Source organism: Bradyrhizobium sp. (genome assembly GCF_035935975.1).
Classification (GTDB): Bacteria; Pseudomonadota; Alphaproteobacteria; order Rhizobiales; family Xanthobacteraceae; genus Bradyrhizobium.
The window spans coordinates 197,191-220,021 of sequence record NZ_DASYWN010000057.1; the positions used below are offsets into that span (position 1 = coordinate 197,191).

At 65.4% G+C, this 22,831-nt stretch carries 17 protein-coding genes; 5 read left to right on the forward strand and 12 right to left on the reverse strand.

Features of this window, described 5'->3' with window-relative positions; all coding sequences use genetic code 11:
* Positions 1-28: 28 nt before the first annotated feature.
* A complete protein-coding gene (locus tag VGR99_RS36965) occupies positions 29-277 on the reverse strand; it encodes a hypothetical protein (RefSeq protein WP_326904873.1) in 249 nt (82 codons plus the stop codon).
* 189 nt (positions 278-466) lie between these two features.
* Here VGR99_RS36965 and VGR99_RS36970 point away from each other — a divergent pair, with 189 nt between their 5' ends.
* The 4 genes from VGR99_RS36970 (at position 467) to VGR99_RS36985 (ending at position 4,509) form a co-directional block, all read left to right on the forward strand.
* Entirely contained in the window at positions 467-3,157 is a 2,691-nt protein-coding gene (locus VGR99_RS36970) for a flavin-containing monooxygenase (RefSeq protein WP_326904874.1), read from the forward strand.
* 150 nt (positions 3,158-3,307) lie between these two features.
* Positions 3,308-3,580: a hypothetical protein gene (locus VGR99_RS36975; protein ID WP_326904875.1), complete on the forward strand. Its 273-nt coding sequence runs from the start codon at positions 3,308-3,310 to the stop codon at positions 3,578-3,580.
* Between the two features lie 128 nt (positions 3,581-3,708).
* The gene (locus tag VGR99_RS36980; protein ID WP_326904876.1) at positions 3,709-4,014 is read left to right on the forward strand and encodes a hypothetical protein; all 306 of its coding nucleotides are present in this window, start codon (positions 3,709-3,711) and stop codon (positions 4,012-4,014) included.
* Positions 4,015-4,041: 27 nt separating this feature from the next.
* Entirely contained in the window at positions 4,042-4,509 is a 468-nt protein-coding gene (locus tag VGR99_RS36985) for a hypothetical protein (protein ID WP_326904968.1), read from the forward strand.
* A 30-nt stretch (positions 4,510-4,539) separates the two neighbouring features.
* Here VGR99_RS36985 and VGR99_RS36990 read toward each other — a convergent pair whose 3' ends face one another.
* From VGR99_RS36990 to VGR99_RS37030, 9 genes are all read right to left on the reverse strand, one after another.
* Positions 4,540-5,055: a septal ring lytic transglycosylase RlpA family protein gene (locus VGR99_RS36990; protein ID WP_326904877.1), complete on the reverse strand. Its 516-nt coding sequence runs from the start codon at positions 5,053-5,055 to the stop codon at positions 4,540-4,542.
* Between the two features lie 151 nt (positions 5,056-5,206).
* Positions 5,207-5,374 (reverse strand): hypothetical protein, encoded by a 168-nt coding sequence (locus VGR99_RS36995; RefSeq protein WP_326904878.1) that lies wholly within the window; start codon positions 5,372-5,374, stop codon positions 5,207-5,209.
* A gap of 30 nt (positions 5,375-5,404) precedes the next feature.
* Entirely contained in the window at positions 5,405-6,655 is a 1,251-nt protein-coding gene (locus VGR99_RS37000; RefSeq protein ID WP_326904879.1) for a DUF1501 domain-containing protein, read from the reverse strand.
* Positions 6,656-6,657: 2 nt separating this feature from the next.
* A complete protein-coding gene (locus tag VGR99_RS37005) occupies positions 6,658-8,115 on the reverse strand; it encodes a DUF1800 domain-containing protein (protein ID WP_326904880.1) in 1,458 nt (485 codons plus the stop codon).
* A gap of 165 nt (positions 8,116-8,280) precedes the next feature.
* The gene (locus VGR99_RS37010; protein ID WP_326904881.1) at positions 8,281-10,800 is read right to left on the reverse strand and encodes a M56 family metallopeptidase; all 2,520 of its coding nucleotides are present in this window, start codon (positions 10,798-10,800) and stop codon (positions 8,281-8,283) included.
* Positions 10,797-11,189: a BlaI/MecI/CopY family transcriptional regulator gene (locus VGR99_RS37015; protein WP_326904882.1), complete on the reverse strand. Its 393-nt coding sequence runs from the start codon at positions 11,187-11,189 to the stop codon at positions 10,797-10,799. Before VGR99_RS37015 ends, VGR99_RS37010 begins: the two co-directional genes overlap by 4 nt.
* A 167-nt stretch (positions 11,190-11,356) precedes the next feature.
* Positions 11,357-13,009 carry an NAD-dependent malic enzyme gene (locus VGR99_RS37020; protein WP_326904883.1) on the reverse strand — a complete coding sequence of 551 codons (1,653 nt, stop codon included), beginning with the start codon at positions 13,007-13,009 and terminating at the stop codon, positions 11,357-11,359.
* 290 nt (positions 13,010-13,299) lie between these two features.
* Positions 13,300-14,295 carry a tripartite tricarboxylate transporter substrate-binding protein gene (locus tag VGR99_RS37025; RefSeq protein ID WP_326904884.1) on the reverse strand — a complete coding sequence of 332 codons (996 nt, stop codon included), beginning with the start codon at positions 14,293-14,295 and terminating at the stop codon, positions 13,300-13,302.
* Between the two features lie 101 nt (positions 14,296-14,396).
* Positions 14,397-16,721: a mechanosensitive ion channel domain-containing protein gene (locus VGR99_RS37030; protein ID WP_326904885.1), complete on the reverse strand. Its 2,325-nt coding sequence runs from the start codon at positions 16,719-16,721 to the stop codon at positions 14,397-14,399.
* A 219-nt stretch (positions 16,722-16,940) separates the two neighbouring features.
* On the opposite strand from VGR99_RS37030, the gene VGR99_RS37035 reads away from it, so the two are divergent.
* A complete protein-coding gene (locus tag VGR99_RS37035; RefSeq protein WP_326904886.1) occupies positions 16,941-17,471 on the forward strand; it encodes a hypothetical protein in 531 nt (176 codons plus the stop codon).
* A 25-nt stretch (positions 17,472-17,496) separates the two neighbouring features.
* On the opposite strand, the gene VGR99_RS37040 is transcribed toward VGR99_RS37035, so the two are convergent.
* Together VGR99_RS37040 and VGR99_RS37045 are read right to left on the reverse strand one after the other, a co-directional pair.
* Entirely contained in the window at positions 17,497-20,991 is a 3,495-nt protein-coding gene (locus VGR99_RS37040) for an autotransporter domain-containing protein (RefSeq protein WP_326904887.1), read from the reverse strand.
* Positions 20,992-21,074: 83 nt separating this feature from the next.
* A complete protein-coding gene (locus tag VGR99_RS37045; RefSeq protein WP_326904888.1) occupies positions 21,075-22,676 on the reverse strand; it encodes a winged helix-turn-helix domain-containing protein in 1,602 nt (533 codons plus the stop codon).
* Between the last annotated feature and the right edge of the window lie 155 nt (positions 22,677-22,831).

Sequence of the window (22,831 nt, forward strand, 5' to 3'; positions counted from 1 at the left end):
AGTCTGGCTGAGGCGCCTGACCGCTCTTCTAACCGCCCTTGGCGCTGATCTCCGCCAGCGCGCGCCTTGCGATGATGCCGAGCTCGCCGAGCGTCGAGTGTCCCGCCTGCGCCGCCTCGATCAGGCGCTCGGCAATGAACCGGCGGCTGTCGTGATCGCCGCCATGCGGCAATTGGCGGCACGTCTCCTCGAGGACGACGTCCATGTTGGCTCTGGTTCGCTCACTCAACTCTGTCATGACGCCCGGTCGGCACGCGTGGCTTGTAACCGCAAGCATACACAGAAGGATGTGGTCTGATAGACCGGGCAATCCCGGCGATTGTGCATCGCAGTGCGTGTATCGCCGCAATCTTCGCGCGGCCACGACTGCGCCGCAAACGACTACCGAAGATTGCACTTGTCCTGATGACAGAGAAAACCTGCAGGGCTAGCCTGCCGGCAAAACAAAATACACGGGAGGAATACCATGCCAGACGCAATGGTCGCCGCACGTGAGTCCAAGGCGGCGAGTGGAACAGCCCAACAGGTCGACGTCGCCGTGGTCGGCGCCGGATTTGCCGGCCTCTATCTTCTCCATCGCCTGCGCAAGGCAGGCCTCTCGGCAGTCGCGCTCGAAGAAGCCGGCGATGTCGGCGGCACCTGGTACTGGAACCGCTATCCCGGCGCGCGCTGCGATATCCAGACCATCGACTACAGCTACACGTTCGATCCGGAGCTCGACAAGGCCTGGACCTGGTCGGAGAAATACGCGGCCCAGCCCGAGATCCTGCGTTACCTCGGCTTCGTCGCCGACCGCTATGATTTGCGCCGCGACATCCGTTTCAACACCAAGGTCACCGAGGCCAAGTGGGACGAGACGGCCGAACGCTGGCAGCTCACCACCAGCAACGGCGCGCCGGTTTCAGCCCGCCACTACATCATGGCCACCGGCTGCCTCTCCGCGCCCAAACCGCCGGAGATCGACGGCGTCAAGGATTTCAAGGGCGAGATCTATTTCACCGGACGCTGGCCGCATGACGGCGTCAACCTCGCGGGCAAGCGCGTCGCCGTGATCGGCACCGGCTCGTCGGCGATCCAGTCGATCCCGCTGATCGCCGAACAGGCAGCACACCTGACCGTCTTCCAGCGCACGCCGAATTTCGCGCTGCCTGCCCATAACGGCCCCTCGCCGGCCGATCGCATGGACCTGTTCCAGAGCGACCGCGCCGCCTATCGCGAGCAGGCCCGCCAGTCGATGACCGGTGTGCCCTATCCGCAGCAGACCGTCGTGAGCTGGCAGCTCAGCGATGCCGAGCGTCGTGAGCGGTTCGAACGCGCCTGGGCCGCCGGCGACCTCGTCCACATCCTGACGCAGCTCTGGGCCGATCAGGCCGTCGATGTCGACGGCAACAAGATCGTCCAGGACCTGATCCGTGAAAAGATCCGCACTGCCGTGAAGGATCCCGAGACGGCCGCGGCGCTGACGCCGGACGATCATCCGTTCGGCGCCAAGCGTCCCTGCCTCGATACGAATTACTACGCGACCTACAACCGGCCGAACGTCACGCTGGTCAATCTGCGCCAGGAGCCGATCAAGGCGATCACCGCGAGCGGCATCACGACGGCGAAGCGTAGTGTCGACGTCGACGTCATCGTGTTCGCGACCGGCTTCGATGCCATGACCGGCGCGATCCGCGCCGTGCATCCGATCACCGGGCGGGGCGGCAAGTCGCTCACCGACGTCTGGGCGCACGGACCGCAGAGCTATCTCGGTCTCACGGTCGAGGGCTTCCCGAACTTCTTCATGATCACGGGGCCCGGCAGCCCATCGGTGCTGTCGAACATGGCGGTCTCGATCGAGCAGCATGTCGACTGGGTCGTCGACCGCCTCGCCGCGCTGCGCGATGCCGGCTTCACCACGATGGAGCCGACCGAGACGGCGCAGGCCGGCTGGGGCCGGCACATGGCCGACTGCTCGATGGTGACGCTGCACCGGCTCGCCAACACCTGGTACACGGGCGCGAACGTGCCCGGCAAGGTGCAGGGCCTGATGCCCTACACCGGCGGCGTCGGTCCCTATCGCAGCATCTGCGACGAGGTCACGAGCCGCGGCATGCTCGGCTTCAAGCTGACCGGCCCCAACGTCGCCGCGCAGTGCAATGACGGCGAGGTGGTGAAGCTGCAGCCGGACGTCCGGCTGGTGCTGAATCTGCTGGCCTCGCTGAACCTGCCGCCGATCGAGTCGATGGGCGCGATCGGCGCGCGTGCCTTCGTCAACGAGTTCAACAAGGGCCGCCCCGCGGGACGGCTGATTGGCGAGATCGTCGACGGCACCCTGCCCGGCGCCGATGGGCCGCTGCCCTATCGCGTCTACAAGCCGGCGACGCCTGGACCGCATCAGGTCGTGGTCTACTTCCACGGCGGCGGCTGGGTGCTCGGCGACGAGCAGTCGGACGAGCCGTTCTGCCGCGACATGGTGCGGCGGACCGGCATGATGTTCGTCAGTGTCGGCTATCGCCACGCGCCGGAGCATCGCTTCCCGACCGCGGCCGAGGACGGCTATGCGGCCGCGCGCTGGATCGCCGAGCACGCCATCGAGCTCGGCGGCAAGCCCGGCCCGGTGCTGGTTGCCGGCTGGAGCGCCGGCGGCAACATCGCCGCCGTCACCTGCCAGCTCGCGCGCGACCGCGGCGGGCCCGAGATCGCCGGTCAGCTGCTGGTGTGCCCGGTCACCGACTGCACCTTCGACCGGCCGTCCTACAACGACAATGCGACCGGCTACTTCCTGACGCGATCGCTGATGTACTGGTTCTGGGACCTCTACTGCTCGCCGGCCGACCGCACCGATCCGCGGGTCTCGCCGCTCCGTGGCAAGGTCGCCGGCCTGCCGCCGGCCTTCGTCGTCACCTGCGAGTTCGATCCGCTGCGCGACGAGGGCATCGCCTATGCCGAGGCGATGGCGGCCGCCGGTGTACCGGTCGAGCAGCTCAAGGCGCGTGGCCATTTCCATTCGTCCTTTGCGATGGTGGACGTGGTGATCACCGGCGTCCAGGGCCGGGTGCAGATGGCCGAGGCCCTGCGGCGCTTCGCCGGGCTTCCGCCGGAGGTCAGTCGCGGCGACGAGACGAGCCACAGCCAAACCAGCCCGGGGCACAAGATCGCGGCAGCTGCGAGCTGATCTCAGCGAGGCGGCCGGGAACCTTTTCCCGGCTGCTGCGTTGGGCGGTCGTGGCATTGAGATGCAGCGATAGGAGTGAGCCCCGGCGCGCAAATCCGCGAGCTGGGGTTCTTTTTTTGCGTGAGGTTCTTTTTTGCGTGAGGTGGCGTGATGAGGGATGTAGTCGCAGACTCAAAGGTTGATTTCGGTGCGCTCGCGGCGCTGCATAAGTGGCCGTCACTGGCCAACCAGCGCCGGCCGGACAGGGAGCCTTATCAAGTCAGCCAGGGCACCCTCGACGAGTGCATCTCGGCGTTCATGGGCAAGCCGGCGAAGACCCGGCATCTCTATGAGATTCACACGATCTCGCAGCCGCCGCTGGTCACGGATGTCCTCTCGCCTGAGCACGTCACCGAGCTTTCGCGGCTGAGAGAATTTCTCTGACTGCACGACGATTCCGGTATTGCACGCACACGACAAGCGTCTCGCTTGCATCCTGTGATTTCCGCAGGAACCTTCTTCCGGTTTTTCCCGTTAACGGTGATCGGAAGCCAAAGGCGTGAGTGTCCAAGATGCTTGAAGCTGGCGTGCCATCCCCGGTCGTGCCCTATGGCGCTGACCAGACCTTGTTCGTGGTGATCGATCGCCTCGACAAGGCAACCGAAATCCGCATCGAGCGGAGCGATCTCGAAGCCACCATCGGCGAACTCGTCGCCGGCTGCTTCAACGATCCGATCAAGGTGATCTCGTTCAACACGCTCGAGCACTGGATGAAGGACATCTCGACCGATGTCGCCGGCGAGATCCAGGCGCGTTGCGACATCGATGGTGTGACCTTGCCCGACTATCTCAGCGACTTCGTCGAGAGCCACACCTGAGCACGCATCACGCTCGATGCAGTCTCGATGCAGGCAACAAAAAAGCGCCGCTCCCGCGGCGCTTTTCGTATTGCAAGTTTAGTGATGCCAGAACAATGCCAGCAGCAGAACGATCGGCAGCGGCACGCCAAGCAACCAAAGCAAAGCACCTCGTCCAAAGCCCATGATGTCCTCCTCCTCATTCACTGCGCAGATGACGCAGCAGAGAAGAAGAAGTTCCGCGCCTCGCGGCGAGGTGGAATGCGTTCAGTGCATGGTTTGAAAGCGTTATGCGCGCCGGTATTTACCGGCGATGACTTCGATCTCGCGGCGGCGGTCGCCGGCGAAGGTCAGGAGCTTTTCGATCGTCAGCGTATCCGTGATCCGTTTGGCAAGGCGCTCGGCGCGTGCAGCCTGATCTTCGAGATACTGGATCGTGTTCAAGCGCCCGCCTCCCCAAAAGCCCGATTTGTTTGGGCAGCCATGGTGCTTGAGAAGCGCCTAACAGGCGGTTAAGCGCGGCGCTTCAGATCGGCGAAACGCGGCTCATCGCACGACGTCGAGCCGGACATTGGCGAGGCCCTTGTCGACCATGCCGAGCGCCTCGGCCGCGGATGGCGAGATGTCGACGACACGCCCGCGAACATAGGGGCCGCGATCGTTGACTCTGACGGTGACGAAGCGGCCGGAGGAGACATCGGTCACGCGCAGCTTGGTGCCGAACGGCAGCGTCGGATGGGCCGCGGTCAACTCGTTCTTGTCGAACTTCTCGCCGCTCGCAGTCTCGGTGTCCGAATAGAAGCTGGCGACACCATGCGCGGCGTGTTGTCTTGCCTCACCGTTGGCGATGCGCGCCCGGCGGATCGGCCGCGGATGCAGCGCTGCGACCCTGTGGGGGCGCTCGACCGCAGCCTGTCTGCTGGTGCCGAGATCCGCCCTCTGGCGACCGACCGGTGATTGCGCACACGCGGCGAGCGATGCGGCACTGACGATTGCGAGCAGCAACCGGCTCGAGGTTCCCAGGGAGATCCGGGCAGTTTCGGCACTTGCAATGCGAGACATGATGCGCCCTCCGAACAACCCCAAGTTTCGGTGGGCAATGAGGGCAGAACCTTGTCGGAAGAGAAGCGGGCCTGAGGCCGTGGCCGTTTCGAGCCGGCTGTGACGATTCCACCACAGTCGGTGTCCTGAATCGGGACAGGTCGACGGAAAATCAGCCCGATACGACGCGCCAGAGGATCGGGCGCGCGCCGGGCTGATCCTCGCCGGGCTCGGCGTTGCCCTTCAGCAGCCGCATCAGCTCGCGCCGATAGAGCCTTCGCCAGCCGGTCTTGAGGCTGGCGAGAAAGTCGAGCTCCCGTTGTGTCAGTGTGCACATCATGAACCCGGTTCCAGTTGCGAGGACTGCCCGTCAGCCGACGAGGCCTCCCAGCGGCTTGACGTCGGCGCTGCCCGGGAACACCGCTTCGGCCAGCACCTTCTCGTCGACGCGCAGATGATCCCTGAGCAGCCCCTTCAGCACGGCGCGCAAGTCCGCGGTCGGCTTAAGATCGCGATCCTCGAGGAGCTGCGCCGGCTTCAGGCCCGGCCAGTCCGCGATCACGCGGCCGCCGGTGAGCCCGCCGCCGATGAGGAAGGCGACCGTGCCGGTGCCGTGATCGGTGCCCTGCGTCCCGTTGATGCGCGCGGTCCGGCCGAACTCGGTGACGACGGCGACGACCGTCTCGCCCCACGCTTCGCCCATATTGGTCTCGATCGCGGCAAAGGCGCCGTCGAGTGCGCCGAGCAGATTGTAGAGTTGCCCTGAGGCTGCGCCTTCGGCGATGTGCGTGTCCCAGCCGACGAAACCCATCGCACCGACGCGCGGGCCGTCGGACTTCGCCAGATAGCGCGCGGCCGTGCCGGCGGCTTCGGCAAAATAGGCGCGCACGCGTGCCGCACCCGGCGGCATCAGCGTCGGATCGTCCGACATCGGATCGCCGGCACCGGGAGCGCCGCCGAGCGAGGCGAGCTTCATGCGCGCCTGCAGCACGGTCGCAAGCTTCGGATCGGTGTGCTGGTAGAGATCGAGCAGGCGGCTTTGCGTGTCCTCGCTCGCCGGCAAAAGCTTTTGCGGCACCCACGTCATGACCGGCGCCGAACCGCGCACCACGAGCGGCGTCACCGAACCGATGCCGAGCGCGCGGCTGCCGCGCGGGTCGACACGGCCGCCGGATTCCATCGCCAGCAACGCGCGGTTAAGCCATCCCGAAGCGGTCGCGCCGGGCTTGGTGAAACCGCTCTCCAGCACGTCCTGCCCGTCGAAATGCGAGCGTTCGCGATAGGGCGTCGCGGTAGCGTGCACGATCGCGGCCTTGCCGGTCTTGTAGAGCCGATGCAGGTTCGGCATCGCCGGATTGAGCGCGAAGAAGGCATCGAGCGGCAGCGCCGGCGGCTTGCCATCCAGCATGAGCGCACGATCCCCGCGCAACGAGATCCAGTCGGGATCGCCGACCGGCGCGACCGCACCGAGACCGTCGAGCGCGCCGCGCAGAACGATCACGAGCAGGCGCGGATCGCGGCCCTCGGCGCGCGCAATGCGCGGCATCTGGCTCCATGCGAACAGCGCACCGGAGCCGACCAGAAGCTCGCGCCGCGTGGGCAAATGAGTGACGACGCCCATGCTCACCTCCTCTGAAAATCAGCCGACATGAACAGCAGCGCGAGCGCTTGCTGCCGGCTCTCGGCGCGGCCGACGGCCTGCTTCACTTCGGGTGCGATCTCGGACGCGAAGACGTCCTCGATGATGACTTGCGGATCCGCCAGACCAGTGATGCGCTCGGCGAAATAATTGGCGATGTCGAGCCGTCGGCCGACGCCGTCGATCCAGCTCGCCTCGTCATCCGGATAACCCTTGGGCGCGGACGGACGCCACAACGCCTCGCCGAGCAGCTCCTGCCCCCCGGTGTAGCGGACGGGATCGACGGTCGTGATGCCGGTCGCGCGCACCATGCCGACGACCCATTCGCCGGGACGCTTGAGCTTGGTCGGTGGTCCGCGCCAGGCCTCGTCCGACGACACCATCGCGATCGCGACCTGCTTGAGATCGCCTTCGGTGTCGCGAAAACTCTTCGCCATCTGCTCGACCAGCACCGGCGGCGGCACGTCGGCCACGAAGTGCCGCGCGAGCTTGGTCGCGACGTGGGTCGCGGTCGCCGGGTGCGCGGCGAGATCGCGCAGCACCGCGCGGCCCTGCTCGACGTCCTCCTGCTCATAGCGCTTGCCGAGCACGGTCTGCTCGCCAGGCTCGTGCAGCCGCGGATTGAAGGTGAACTCGCCGCCATGCTGGGGATCGGCGCCCGGCGGCACCAAGGTCCACCCGGTCATGACATTGGCGAAGCTGATCACGTCATCCTGGGTGTAGCCGGTGCGTACACCGAGCGTGTGCAGCTCCATGATTTCGCGCGCGATGTTCTCGTTGAGGCCGCGGCTGCGGTTGATGCCCGCGATCGAATTCGCGCCCATCGATTCGAGATTGTCGAGATAGAACAGCATCGCCGGATGGCCCTCGACCGCCTGCAGCAGATCGACGAAACGGCCGAGCGCGTTGGCGCGAACCGCTTCGCGCTCATAGGCGCCGGACATGCTCTGGATCTTGTTGGCCGAGATGCAGAAATGGTTCGACCAGAACCACACCAGGCGCTCGGCAAAGCCGATGTCGGCGGCAAGCGCGGCTTCCATGCGCAGCTTGGCTTCCTGCAGATACATTGGACGTCCGGGATCGGGGACGGCGTCGGCAGCCTGCTTCGCTGCCATCTCGGCGGCGTCCTTCTCCTGGCCCTGACCTTGCGTCTGGCCCTGATCCTCCGACATGGCCTGCGCGGCCGCGACCTGCTGCTTCTTGGCCTGCTGCTGCGCCTGCTTGGCGCGCGCGGTCCGCCGCGCATTGGCATCGGCCACGGTGCGATAGGCTTTCGCGCTGGTGGGAAGGACAGCAGCGGCGGTCAGCGCGAGCGGCCGGTCGAGCTCGGCGATCAGCGCGCCGCGCGGGTCGGTGCCGACTGCCGCGATCGATCCCGGCCGCGGCCCCATGCCGAAGCGATGAAGAGCCAAGACAGCTTCGGCCTTTGCAGGATTGCTCATGGCGATCGCCCAATTCTGTCGTGCCCACCGGCAGCGGCTGAGGCTACGAACCGTAATGCTACAAACCGTAACACTAAGCGCGTGACCCGGCAAGCGGAGATTGTTGGATCCCAGTCCACATGCCTGAGCCGCCCATCCGACGCGACGGATGGGCCACAAGCGATCCTAGAAGTTGGGCCCGAGCGCGATCTTGGTGATCGTGCCGTTCCTGACACCGATGCGCCATTCCGCCGAACCGTTGGCGAACTGGGCGATGTAGATGTCGCTGTCGAGCGCGGTGACGCCGCGGAACGAGACCGCACGCAGCGCACCGAGCCGCGCCAGGATCGCCTGGTCGAACGGAAGCTGCTGGCGCGTGATGTCAGCGACCTCTGGCGTCATGTGCTCGTAATCGGGCTGCCCTTTGCCGATGCCATCGATGTAGTGGCGCAGCATCTCCTCGCCATTGGCGATCGGAATGGCGCGGCGCGCCGCACGCCCCGGCTTTGCCCCGATGTTCGAAGCCTCGACATTGTGAAAGCGCGTCTGCCGGCCCGGCACCAAGACTTCAAGGCACCGCCCCGACTTGTCGGCAATCACCCAGGGATTGTTCACGGTGGTCGTGGTGGCCCAGCTCATGTTGGGCCTGACCACGCTCTGCGATTTGCGATTGCCGTCGGCATCGAGATTGAAGACGCGAATATCGTCGCCCATCTCGTTGTAGACCATGATCCGGATCGGCGAGGTGGCGGCGCGGCCACGCACATTCGCCTCTTCGGCGCAGGAAACGATGCCGCCGAGCTCGTCATTGCCATCGGCCCGGAAGATCACGTCACCGACCTTGCCGTCGGGTTCGAGCAGCAGGCGGAATTCCGCCGTGCCGTTCTCGAACTTGGCACCATAGATGTCGTAGCCACCAGGGCCGACGCCGCGGAAGAAGATCGATTCCACCGCACCGAGCGCGACGAATGTCGCCTGCGTTTCAGTGAGCAGACGTTGGATCTTGGCAGCCAGCGGCGCGCTCATACGATCGTAGTTGGGTGTGCCCCGACGCATATCCTCGATCCCGCGCAGGATCATCTCCTTGCCGCCGGCGACCGGAACCTGCTCGCGGAAGCGGTCCGGCACTTCCGCGACCCGTCGTGCGAAATCGGCCTCGATCGCCTGCGCCTGCGCAGCGTCGATGCGCGGTGCGATACGGGCGCCGAAGACGGCGTTCTGGACCAGCACGCTCGAGACCTTGGCCTGCTCGTCGCGCAGGAACACCAGGAGATTGTCGCCATGGATGGAGAAGACGTCGGCCCCCTCGGCGAGGAGCGCGGCCCGGCCCTGCACGGTCTCCTGCACCTGCAGCCGGTCCCCGTCGCGGCGCACGGTGAGCACACGGTTCGGCGCGGCCCTGTACCAGCCGACATACTGGTCGAGCGAACCGGGCTCGCTGGCGGCCACCGGCATCTCGAAGATATGAGCCGCACGGATGTCGCGTCCGTTCATGCGCAGCGTCAGCCCGCCGGAGCGGCGCTCCGCATCGAGCGCGAATGTGATCTCGCCGGACGAGGCCGGATAGGACGCGGTGCCGTCGCTGCCCACCGTCAGACGCAATTTGCGCTGCCCGGTGAGCTGGCCATAGACCTCATCACCCTCGCGGAAGATCGCGAACACCGAGGCCGGGCCCATGGCGTAGAAATTGACGAAGGGGCGGTAATGCTGGGCCGGTACCTCGCCGAGGTCGGCCACGGCGGGCGCGGGATCCGGCGTGCGATAGGCGATCATGCCGGCGGACACGACCACGACCGGAACGATCGCCGCGGCAATCCACAGCCGCTTGCGCCAGCCGACCGCAGTCGGCATTGCGGCGGCCGCGATGATGCGCTCGACGCGGGCGCGGACGGTCGAAGCCCGCGCCATCGCGAGCTCCACGGGGCGAGGTTTCACGCTGCTGGCAAAGTCGAGCAGGATTTCCGCGTAGGACAGCCGGTCGTCGATGACTTCGATCGCCTGGGCGTCGCTGATGATCTCGGCGAGCTCGGCAAGACGCGCGAGCTGCCACCACGAGAACGGGCTGAACCAGAACACCGCGCGGTTGAACGCCGCGAGCAGGAGGACGTAGAAATCGCGGTTGGCGACATGAGCCCCCTCATGCGCGAGCACCGCAAGACGCTTCTTGGCGTCCCAGCCGGCGAATTGCGGCGGCACCAGAATGGTCGAGCCGAAGGTGACGGGACCGCCGACGTCGCGGCTGACACGCACGTCGGCACCGATCGTCTGCGCGCCCTTCATCGGCTTCGCCGCGCGCGCCAGCCGCCAGGTCAGGCAGAGGCCGATCGCAAGCCGCAGCAGCAACATGCCGGCGACGCTGGCATAGACCACGGTGGCCAGCAGCCACCAATTGATCGAGACGACGCTCTTCACCGGCGGAGCAACGATCGCACCGGGCGGAATCGGCAATGCCGGCTGCGGCGTCTCCAGCGACGAGAGGTCGGCCTGCCACGCCTCATCCGTGACAGGCACGGACAGAGGCAGCCGATCGATGGTGAGCGTCGGCCAATGCATCACGAATGGCATCGCGAGCGAGGCCATGAGCACGACGACCCATGCCGTCATGTGGACGTGCGGATTGCGCACGCGAAACAGGGTGAGTCCGAACCAGACGACGCCTCCCAGCACAAAGGAGCGCAGCGCCGCCTCCGCCAGAGTTGCGATCATTCTTTCTTCACTCCCCTCGCTTTCTTCGCCTTGGCCACCTGGTCGGCCAGCGTGCGCAATTGCTGCTGGTCGAGCATCGCATTATCCACCATCCCGACGAGGACCTCCTCTATCGAGCCGTTGCAGAACCAGTCGACGATCCGCTGCACCGCCTTGGCCGCGACCTTCGCGCGGGGTTCGGCAGCCTGGTAGACGTAGGTGCGTCCGTTCACGGTGTGGTTAGCATAGCCCTTTTCCTCGAGCCGGCGCAGCACCGTGCGGACGGTCGATTCCTTCAGACGCCGCGACAACCGCTCGCGAACCACCTCGGCGGTGACAGGACCATGGGCCCAAACCAATTGCATGACCTCGTGCTCGAGGTCGCCCAGTTCGGGCAAACGATCGTCCATGGTGGCGTACCTTGCGGTTGGATTTTTTCTTGTAACGCTACAGATCGTCGCATAGACGCCCGCGCGGCGCAACGGCGATTCCACTGGACATGGTATCGCCGTGCCGACCTGACCGCGGTTTGCGTCAGACGGTCGTGATGCCCGGGCCCGCTCCGGACCCGGCTTGCTCAGTATTTGGGCTCGTACATCTGCGACTGGACCAGCCCTTTCACATCGTTCGGCGCGGGTCCGTCCGCAAGGCCGCGCTGATAGGCGACATCCGCGACGGCTGCCGCAATGCGGGCTGAAACCTCGCGGATGCGCGGCAGTGCCGGATAGAGGCTGCCCTGCGCGAGGTCTTCCTTGCCGACGCAATCGGCGAGGGTGTGGGCGGCCGCCATGAACATCTCGTCGGTGACGAGGCGCGAGGCGCTGGCTATGACGCCTAGGCCAACACCGGGGAAGATGTAGGAGTTGTTGCCCTGGCGCGGCACGAAGGTGCGGCCGTTGAGCTTCACCGGATCATACGGGCTGCCGCAAGCAAACAGCGCGCGGCCCCCGGTGTAGCGATAGGCATCCTCCGCCGAGCATTCGGCCTTCGACGTCGGGTTCGACAGCGCGAACACGATCGGCTGTTCGTTGAGCTCTGCCATCGCCTTGAGCACGTCGGGGGTGAAGGCGCCACCGACCGCAGCGACGCCGATGATCGCCGTCGGCTTCAGCGTCTTGATCGCAGTGAGGAAGTCCGAGATCGGCGCCTGGTCGGTATGGGCGTAGCGGAGCTTGTGGCCGTGAAGGCCGTCGCGGCCGCTGACGACGAGGCCGCGGGAATCCACCAGCCAGTTGCGCCGCAGTGCGTCCGCTTCCGACGCGCCCTCAGCCATCATCGCGGAGACCACGAGATCGGCGATGCCGGTTGCCGCCTCGCCCGCACCGAGGAACAGGATCCTCTGATCCTTCAGCTTGCCGCCGGAGACGCGCAAGGCCGAGAACAGGCCGGCAAGCGCCACCGCCGCGGTGCCCTGGATGTCGTCGTTGAAGACGCAGGCCTCGTCGCGATATTTATGCAGCAGCTTGAACGCCGAGTGATTGGCGAAATCCTCGAACTGGATCAGGACGCCCGGAAAGGTTTTTCGCGCAGCCGTCATGAACTCGTCGACGAAGCTGTCATAGGCCTCGCCGGTAAGCCGCCGCTCGCGCAGACCGAGATAATAGGGATCGTTCAGGAGCTCTTCGTTGTTGGTGCCGACGTCGAGCACAACAGGCAGGCACTGCTCGGGGTGCACGCCGGCGCAGGCCGAATAGAGCGAGAGCTTTCCGACCGGAATGCCCATGCCGTTGGCGCCGAGGTCGCCGAGGCCAAGGATGCGCTCACCGTCGGTCACGACGATCAGCTTGGCCGGATAGGGCCAGTTCTTCAGGATATCAGCGATCTGGCCGCGATCGCGCGAGGAGATGAACATGCCGCGCGGCCGCTGGAAGATCAGGCCGTATTTCTGGCAGGCGAGCCCGACCGTCGGCGTGTAGATGATCGGCTGGATCTCGTCGATATTGTCGACGACAACGCGGAAGAACAGCGCCTCGTTGCGGTCATGCAGCGCGTTCAGCGCAACGTATTTTTCGAGATCCGTCGGCAGCGTACGCAGATTGGTCAGGACGCGCTCGGCCTGGGTCTCCATCGTCAGCACGCAAGGCGGCAGCAGGCCGCGCAGGCCGAGCGAATCGCGCTCCGCCTCGGTGAAGGCGGTGCCCTTGTTGAGCAAGGGATCGCGCAGCAATGTCATGCCATGCGCGGTGTCGGATGATGTTGAATGGGCGCTGACCCGAGCCGGTCTATTCACGAAATCCCCCAGGGAGTTTCTTATTGAAGGGCTGACATTGTCGGCCAGCGGTCCCCTGAGATCAAGGACGTAGCACTCCGCGCATCGATTGTGATCTCGCACCGCAGCGAGATTGGCACGAGAGCTGCCGAGACAATGGTTAATGCGGCAAGACTCCCGCCCCTCATGGTGAGGAGGCGCGTCAGCGCCGTCTCGAACCATGCAGACCCCCGATATCACCCGCGGCGCATCCTTCGAGACGGCCGCTGCGCGGCCTCCTCAGGATGAGGGCGTGTTGTGCGACGACGGCGCTACTCTGGCTTGATGTCGGCAGCCTTCACGATCGGCCACCATTTCTCGGTCTCGGCCTTCTGGAAGGCGGCGAGCGCTGCGGGCGTTTGCTGGTCGGGCGGCGGGATCTCCTGCCCCAATTCGCCGAAGCGCTGCTTGACGGCGGGATCGGCGAGCACGGCGACGATGGCCGCGTTGAGCTTTGTGACAATCTCTTTCGGCGTGTTCTTCGGTGCCCAGATGCCGTGCCAATAGGAGATGTAGAGGCCGGGCAGGCCCGCCTCGTCCACGGTCGGCACATCAGGTGCGGAGGCAAGCCTTGTCGGCGAGGTCACCGCGAACGCCTTGATCGCACCGTTCTTGTATTGCGGCAGCGAGTTCGAGGCCTGGTCGAACATGATGTCGATCTGGCCCGCGACGAGATCGATCATGGCGGGCCCGGCGCCGCGATAGGGCACGAACTGGAAGTCGGTGCCGGTCTTCTCCTTGAAGAAGACGCCGGCGACATGTGCGCCCGTCCCGGCGCCGGCCGTGCCCGCAGTAGCCTTGCCGGGATTGGCCTTGAGCCAGGCGATCATCTCTTTCAGGTTGTTCGCCTCGAGCGATTTCCGGCCGACGATGAGCTGCGTGCCCATCGCGATGGTCGCGACCGGCTCGAAATCGGCGATCACGTCATAGGGCAGCTTGAAGATCGCCCCGTTGAGCACATGCGTGCCCCAATGGCCGATGGTGATCGTCGTGCCGTCGGGCGCGGCGCGCGCAACGCGAGCACCGGCGATGCTGCCGGAGGCTCCGGCTACGTTCTCGACCACGACAGTCGTGTGCAATTCCGCAGCGATCCGTTCGGACAGGATGCGCGCCAGCGTGTCGGTCGGGCCACCCGCCGCGAACGGCACCACGAGGGTGATGGGGCGGGACGGAAACGGCTGGGCGCCAGCCGGCGAGATCAACGCACCGCAAAGCAACGCGCAAATGACGAACACATGACCGCGAAATCCGGCCCACAGCCCCCGCATCGTTCTCTCCACCCTTTTTGCCGCCCGCATGTCGTCAGCGGGCTGGAGCCGGAGTGAACGCTGCTGGATGAGCGGAGGCAAGCGGTAAGTTGACCGGACTGTTATCCGGCGGCGCGCCGCGGCGTGAGGTTGGCGGCACTGTCGGCCGGCGGAGCGATGTGCATCAGGATGGTCTGCGTGGCCGATGCGACCTCGATGCCGTTCTGCTGGAAGCGCTGCTTCATGCGACGGTTGAACTCGCGCTGGACCGGCCAGCGGCCGGCCTCGGTGCAGCGGATCTGGCCGACGATCGACACCATGGCGCCGTCAACCTTGTCGATGCCCCAGAGCTCGAGATCGCCGCGGATCAGGGCACGGAAGTCCGGCTCGCGGCGCATCTCGTCGACGATGTCCTTGAGGATCTGACCTGCCCGGTCCGTATCCTCCTTGTAGGCCACGTTGACGCTGACCGAGGCGTTGCCGGCGCCGCGGCTCGCATTGGTGATGGTCGTGACCGCGCTGAACGGCACGATATGCACGGCGCCGTCGCCGGCGCGCAAGCGGATGGTTCGGATCGAAACATTCTCGACGACGCCCGAAAGCCCCGACACGCTGACGGTGTCGCCGACCTGCACCGTGTTCTCCAGCAGCAGGAACAGGCCGGTGATCAGATCCTGCACGAGTTTCTGCGAGCCGAAGCCGATGGCGATGCCGACGATACCGGCGCCCGCGAGCAGCGGGGCGACATTGACGCCGATTTCGCTGAGCGCAGTGAGGCCCACGACGGTGGCGATCAGGCAGAGCAGCGCGGTGCGCAGCATCGGCTGGAAGGTGCGCAGGCGCGCGGCGCGGGCATAGTGGCCGTCGCGCGACAGCGCGTTGATCTGGCGGTCCAGCAACGCGTTGGCGATTTCCCAGATCGCCGCCGCGACGAACACCGCGATGCCGATCGTCACCACCGCCGAGATCAGCCGGCTGCCGATCTGCCCGCCATAGAACCAGACGATCGCGTCCACGCCCCAGACCTCGAGCACGGCCACGAAGCCGATGAAGGCGATCACACCGGAGACGACCTTGCGCAGCAGCGGCAGATAACGGTTGGCGCGGATCTCCAGCCCCGGAAAGCGCTGGAGGATATCCGGCTTGATGCGGAAGCCGCGGTCGATCAGGCCCAGCGTCAGCATGATGGCAACGCGCGTGAGCAGCGCCACCACGACGGTGCCGACGAAATACTGCAGCAGCAGCGAATAGCCGTTGCGGATGTTCAACGCCCACACCGCCCACAGTGCGAGATCGAGCGCGATGGCAAGATAATGCCAGCCGCCGGCGATGCGGTTGCGCAGCCGCGCCGCGATCCCCTGCCGATCGGCCGGCGCGCGGATGGCTTCGGCGACCTGACGGCGGCACTGCAGGATGATGACGACGATGAAGAGATGCACGATCAGCATCACCATGCGCAGCAGCGCGGCATAGCCGGCACGGTGCAGGCCGAGCAGCAGCGCCACATTGGCGAAGGCGATGCCGGAAACGCCGACGCCGACGATGCGGCGCGCCCAGATCTCGATATAGGCTGCGGTCTCGGGGCGAACCGGAAGCAGGCCGAACGGCCCGGCCAACGCCCGGACCACGCAGATGAGACCGCGCGAGAACGCGTAGGCATTGACGACCGCGAGGATAACCAAGCGGACAGTTGTGGGCTCGCCGATCTCCGTACCCAGCAGCGCGGTCGAAACGCCCATAAGGACGAATACGGGAAGCAGCTCGAGCACGAAGCGCCCGAGCACGAAGGGCAGCCGCAGCATCACCTGCCAGATCCGCGCCAGATTGTGGCGGCGCCTGTGCAGCTCGGGCGCGGGAGTGACGTCCGCCACCGATGACGGCGGATCGGCAATCGGCAGCACCTGCGTCGGCAAATGCGCGGCTTGCGGCACGCGTCCCTCCAGGAACGCGACAGGACGCCGGATCAGGCGGAAGATCAGCCATTCGGCCGCGAGCGCGCAGCCGAGCACCAGCGCGAGCTTCCAGGCGATTTCGATCAGGAGATTGTAGGCCGCCGGATCGTTCGCGGTGCGCACGATCCAGTAATAGAAGGCCGGGAAGTGCGTGAGGGTTCGCGCCATGCTCGCGATCTCGCTCGAGATCTCGCCGATCTGCTCCGAGACCGTGAGCAGAAGCTGGGCACCGAGACCGTCAGCCGAGAGCGGGATCGGCGATTTCACCTCCGGCGCGGGCGACTGCTGACCGGACGCGCTCGCAATGGCGCGCAGCGTGTCGATCATCTGCGCGCGCTTCTTGTCGTCCTGAAGGGTGTCCAACGCCCGCTTGGCCTCGTCGGGCGACAGCGCGGCCGTGCTATTAGCCACCGACGCAGGCGGCTCTGCGTGGGCCGGAGAGAAGGCGAGAAAAAAGAAGACAGCGAGAAGCGTCGAGGCAAGTTTATGCGACACGCGGATTCCCCAAAATAAATGAAATGCGCCTGCGGAATCGTGACCGCGCGAAGCACTGCGTCATGTCGGATCGTTGGTATTCGCCCCTATCCTGTGTCGGAAGTTTGCCAATGAGGCGACATTCTCTTGGCATTTGCTGCAACGCAGATGTGATGGAACCCCGCCATGGTCTGTGTTCCAAAAGCATGCGAAATTGCCGCGGGAATTCGGGGGTATCACGTGACAGATTTCGATCGGCGCAGGCTCGTGCTTGCGGGAGCTGCGGTCCTGCTCGGCACGCGATCCGCGATCGCGCAGAGCGGACCGACTTTCACCTATCGCGGCATCGCCGTCGACGCCAGCGCCGCGCAGGCCGCGCCTGACATCAAGGACGTCGTTGCCTCGCTGAAGCACCAGATCGACATCGTCGTCGGTTGCGGGGCCAAGCCCGAGATCATGACCTTCTTCAAAAGCCAGCCGGTCGCGGTCAAGCCTGGACAGGGCGACGGCGGCGGACATTTCTCGTCGAAGGTCGAGGGCGTGACGGTCGATGCATCAGTCGTTCCGCCCGAGAAGCCGGTGCTGCTGCACGAGCTGCTCCACGCCTATCATTTTCGCGTCCTGCCCGGCGCGTTACAGAACCCCGACCTGCTGCGATTCTACGGTATCGCACGGCAGAACGAGCTCTACCCGCCGGACGCCTACGTGCTGAAGAACGTGCAGGAATATTTTGCCGTGACGGGATTGGATAGCGGATTGAGCGGGATGTAGCGGCTAAAAAAGCCTTCGGCCGCCGTCACCACTGATATCTTGCGACGGCCTTGCCGGCGTAGCTGCTGGAATTGCCGGAGAACTCGCCGTCGAAGGTGCCGGCGAGCGAGAAACCGTTGCGCCAGACGAGTTCGGCGGCCAGGGTCGTCAGCGCCTTGTCCGGCAATTGGGCCGCTCCGCTCACGACGAAGGAGGCGCCCGGCAGCGTCTGGAAAGTGGCGCCGATGGCGCGGTCGTTGCCGTAGTCGTGCGCCCAGGCGAAACGGCTGCGCAGGGTCAGCGTCGTCTCCGGCAGCGTGCCGACCAGGATCCAGGATCTGTCGGTGCGGAAGCCGAGTTCCGAGCGCGGTGCCGTGACGTCTCTGGCGCCATAGCTCAGCGCAAAGGCGTTGCTGCCGATGACGGCCGCCTCAGTGTAGGCCGGCAGGTTGAAGGTAGTGAACTGGCCGGCCGCATAGGGCGTGATGGCGACGCCCATCCAGGGACTGACGAAGCGATAGCCGCCTTCGAGCCGGCCCGACCAGGCGTTGGCCTTGAACCGGGCCTGCAACTGGTCGAGGCCGGCCAGGGTCACCGTGCGGTTGGTGGTGATATCCTGCCAGCCATAGGCGAGCGCGGCTGCGACATAGGCCGCCCCCATCGTATGCCTCGCATAGGCGCCGGCCTGGAACAGGTCGGAGCGGCCGCTGCCGAGAGCGCCAGCAACAGTGAAATTGGTGCCACCGCCGGCAAGCGCGAAGCCGGCGATCGTGTTGGGCGCGATCAGATAGTCAGCGCCGACCGCGCCGGCCGCGATGCTACTGGTGGTCGAATTGCTGCCGACTGCGGCATTGCCGCCGGTAGTCTGCGAACCGCCGAAGCCCGCGGCCCAGACGTTCCAGCGTGCCGCGAAGTCCTGTTGCATAGGCGCCTTGGTGACCATCGCATAGGCCTCGCGCTCGGCCGCGGTGCGTTGCCGTCCGGCCGAGGCATAGGCGCCGGCCTCGCCTTCGGAGGCGTAGCCGCTGACGCCGCTGCCAGCCGGTGTGACGGTGCCGCGATTGAAGGGATCGAGCATCACGCCGACGAACTGGCCCATTGCATCGAAGGTGACCTGCTGAGTGCCGGTGGCGCTTTGGCCGGAGAGCTGGTTGAGCATGCCGCGGTAGCCGTCCAGCGATGTCGGGCCGTTGAGCAGCAGGTTGAAGATTGGCCCGCCGAGGCCCGAGCCCTGCGCCGCCCCGTTGAGCGCATTGCCGAGCAATGTCTGGTTGCCGTTGAGGCCGGAGGTCACGAAGTTGATGGAGGTCCTGATCGCGACGTCGTTGGCGTTGGGATAGACCAGTTCGATGTGCAGGACCGGGCTCGCCTGCAGCGCCTGCAGCGACAAGCCGTTGTTTGTGACGCCGCCCGCGGCCGACACGATGGTCTGCTGGGACACGCCAGCCTGCGCGTTCAACAGGCGCAGCTGCACGGTGCCCGCCAGGTTGGCGGTTCCCGACACGTTGACCCGGTCAGCGCTGCCCCCGCCGGCCATGTTCAAATCGATCGCCAGGCGCCCGGTCGCGGTCTGCACCAGGTTGCCGGTCAAGGCCGTGGTCAGGACCGTCCCGGCGCCGCCGGGCGACAGGGTGCCGGCATTGGTCAGCGCGTTGCCGGCGCCGAGACTGACGGTGGCGCCGGAATTGAACAGGCCGCCCGCATTGTTGTTGAAGACGTTGGTGCCGGTGCCAAGATCGACATTGCCAGTCACGGTGCCGAAATTGCTGACGGCGTCATTGCCCGTGCTGGCCGCGATCGCCAGCCCCGACAAGGCCATCACGGTGCCGCCGTTGACCAGCGTGTTGTCGGTGCCGCCGATGAAGGAGACACCCGTTCCGGAACCGGTGCCGCCGGACACCGTGCCTGAATTGATGGTGACCGCGATCGGCCCGCCCACGCTTTGGGCGGACATCCCGCTCGCGTCGGAGCCCGTAGCGGTGACGTCGCCGGTCGAGGTCACCGTCACTACGCCGTTGCTCTGGGCAGAAATGCCGTTCGAGCCGGCGCCACCAGTGATGATGTTGCCGATCGAGGTCACCGTCGCCACGTCGGAGCTGTTGGCCAGGGCAACAATCCCCCGCGAGTTGTCGCCCGTGGTGGTGATGTCGCCGGTCGAGGTCACCGTCACCGCGCCGTTGCTCTGGGCAAAAATCCCGTTCGCGCCGGCGCCCGTGGTGGCGATGCTGCCGGTCGAGGTCACCGACGCCGCCGTGCCGTAGCGCGAGTTGTTCGCGGCATAGATCCCGTGGGCGGCCTTGCCCGCGGTGGTGATGTCGCCGACCGAGGTCACCGTCAGCGGGCCGTACAACGGGATGCCCACCGGCAAGAGGCTGGCGACGGCCTCAATCCCGATCGAGAAGTCGCCCTTCGTGGTGATGTTGCCGGTCGAGGTCAGTATTACAAAGCTGCCGCCGCTGGCAGAAATCCCGTTCGAGAACCAGTCCGTCGTGGTGATGTTGCCGGTCGAGGTCACCAGCATCCTGCCGGCCTGGCTCTGGGCAAAAATCCCGGCGCCCGTGGTGGTGATGCTGCCGGTCGAGGTCACATACACATTGTTGTGGGCGCTGGCCTCAATCCCCTTCATGGAGGAGCCCGTGGTGGTGATGTTGCCGGTCGAGGTCACCGTCACGGCGGTGTTGGCGTGGGCATAAATCCCCCGCGAGTTATCGCCCCTGGTGGTGATGTCGCCGGTCGAGGTGACCACCGCCGTGGGGCCGCCCCGGGCATAAATCCCATCCGCGCCGACGCCACCAGTGGTGATGTTGCCGATCGAGGTCACCGTCGTCGCGCCGGAGCCGAAGCTGCTGGCCAGGGCAAGAATCCCCCGCGCGTTGTCGCCCCCAGTGGTGATGTTGCCGGTCGAGGTCACCGTGACATCTTCTGTAGAGTGAGCAAGAATCCCGACCGCACCTTTGCCCGCGGTGCTGACGTCACCGGTCGAGGTCAGCGTTACAAAGTCGGCGCCGTCGGCCAGAATCCCACGCGCGTAGGCGCCCTTGGTGGTGATGCTCCCGGTCGAGGTCAGCGTTATCCCGCGTAGGCCGCCGGCATAAATCCCGCTCGCGTTGTAGCCCTCGGTGGCGATGCCGAAGGCACCGGTGTCGCTGCTGATGGTGAGGTTGGCGGCGGGGGAGTTGAAGCGGATGCCGGAGGTTCCACTGGCGGGCGCGATGGCCTTGGTGAGATTGTTGACGTTCAGCGTGGTGACCGGCGGGACCGAAAAATCGGTCCCGTTGGCGATGCCGGCGGATTGATCGCCGCTGCAGGTCGCGACCGCGCCACTGATCACGCAGGGCGTCGGCGCCGCCGCAGCCGGGTCGCCGACCGCGAAGCTGAGCGCGCCGGCGGCAGTGGTGCCGAGCAGCGCCGCGCGCCAGCTCGCGCCGGGCCAGCGCAGGAGCCGCAGCGTCGGCGTGTCGACACCGCGATCGAAGGCTGGATTGGCTTGCCGCGTGGTCTCAGGCTTCGAAATTCGTTTAAGTCTGCCCCGACGCTTCATGCTTCAGCCCACCACGATATCTGCATTGCAACCTAAGAAACATCGAGTTGCCCCCAGACATGCTCTATCAAGCAATTGTTTGCTCAATATTTGAGGGGCACGGCCATATCCGCCTCGGGTGGCGTTTGTACGCGAGCATGTTCAGCCGGAGAGGTCAGACCGATACTCCGGAGAACAAAGGCAGGAATCACCTGCTCGCCGTAACGCCTCGTCACATGCGCGATCAGGTTACGCATGAGGTTGGCCCGCGCCTGCTCCGAAACGAGGTGACGCGCCGACGTGAAATAGAGATATTCGACCGCGCCGATCGCGCCCTCGGGGCCGATCGCGGCAAGCGCATCCGCGGACGCCCGCGGCAATTCCTGATCGGCCGGCGCGAACGTCCAGGCAATCATCATGGCGATTTCGGGCGGGCAAGGTATCTCGGGATCGATCGTGGGGACGGCGCCTTCAAGCGCCGCATGGTTGCCGGCAGCAAGGAGGGCAAGGCATTTCAGGACCCGGATATGGATGTGGTACAGAGGGTTCAGTTCGACCATCGCGATGCCGCGGTCAAAGCATTGGACAGCTTCGTCGAATTGACCGCGCGCATAGCGCAATTGTCCCATGACCGGCAAGGCCGCGGCAAAGTCCGTTGTTCGGGCGAAGGCGCGCTGGACGATATCTTCCGCCAATTCGAGATGACCTCGATTGATGAAATACAGCAACTTGGCGGCTGCCAGCATCAGTAGCGGGTTCGCCTCGATGGCTGGCAGGCAGTCCAGCACCGTGGCGTCGATCTCGCTTTCCATGCGGTAGCGTTCTTCAAGGCTCATCTCGCCGAACGGATTGCTCGTCGTGAGGCGCGTGAACAGATGCAGGCACCATTGCAGGGCGATATCGGCATTGTCCGGATCCTGCTTGCGCTCCCTGTCCAGTTGCTCGCCACCTTCCACCCACCTCGGATTGGTCGACAGCAACACGCTCGAAGCCTTTTGAAGGCGCGTTTCAGCTGGTTCCTCGGCGCGGATACCGAGCCCTGTCGAGGCGTGGCCGAGCGCCTTGCGCAGCACCTCGATGACGCCATTCGAAACCCGGCTGGCCTCATTCGTGATCGATGCGGCGTCGGCCATGTCGAGTTGGAGCCGCAATGCTTTTGCGATCCGCCTCGACGGCATTTCCCTCAAGGTGGCCGCGCAATCGAGGTGCCCGTTGCGGGCAAAAAAGCTCACTTGCAGGAAATAACGCAGCCTGTCGGTGGGGGTCCAGTCCTCGGCAACGATGACGTTGTGGCCATCGCCAACACCCTCAGCAATCATCTCGCGTAGCTGATCGATGAGCGAAGACGCCTGCCGGCTGAAGGGAGATCCGGGCAGCCCGAAAGCCGGTGCGATGACCAGGAGAGCGTCTATTGGCGCTACCGAAGATGGAACGGCGATCCAGACGTAACCCTCGCCATATTGTGTGGCGATAAAATTCGGCGATTTGGCGCTATCGCCGAGCTTGGCCCGCAACCTGTTGACCAGAAAATCGATGTTGCGGTCGGATACGTTGGATTCCGACGCGATCTCGTCGAGCAGACGGTCGCGGGGCATCAGGCGACGAGGGTTGCGCGTCAGAGCCAGCAGCAGCGCGCGCTCGTTTCTGGTGAATTGAATCTTCCGCCCGTTGCGGTGCGCGAAGAGGCATGTTTCGTCGAGGACCATGTCCCCGAAACGGACACCGCTTGCCTTCTCCAACTTCCAAGCCCCACTACAGCAATCAAGCAAATGTCGACCAAAGGCTAATATTCTGGTCGATGGCCCTGTCGCAAGCATAAAGAAGCAGTGCACTCAATTCACTGGCGACCAGAAGTCCAGAC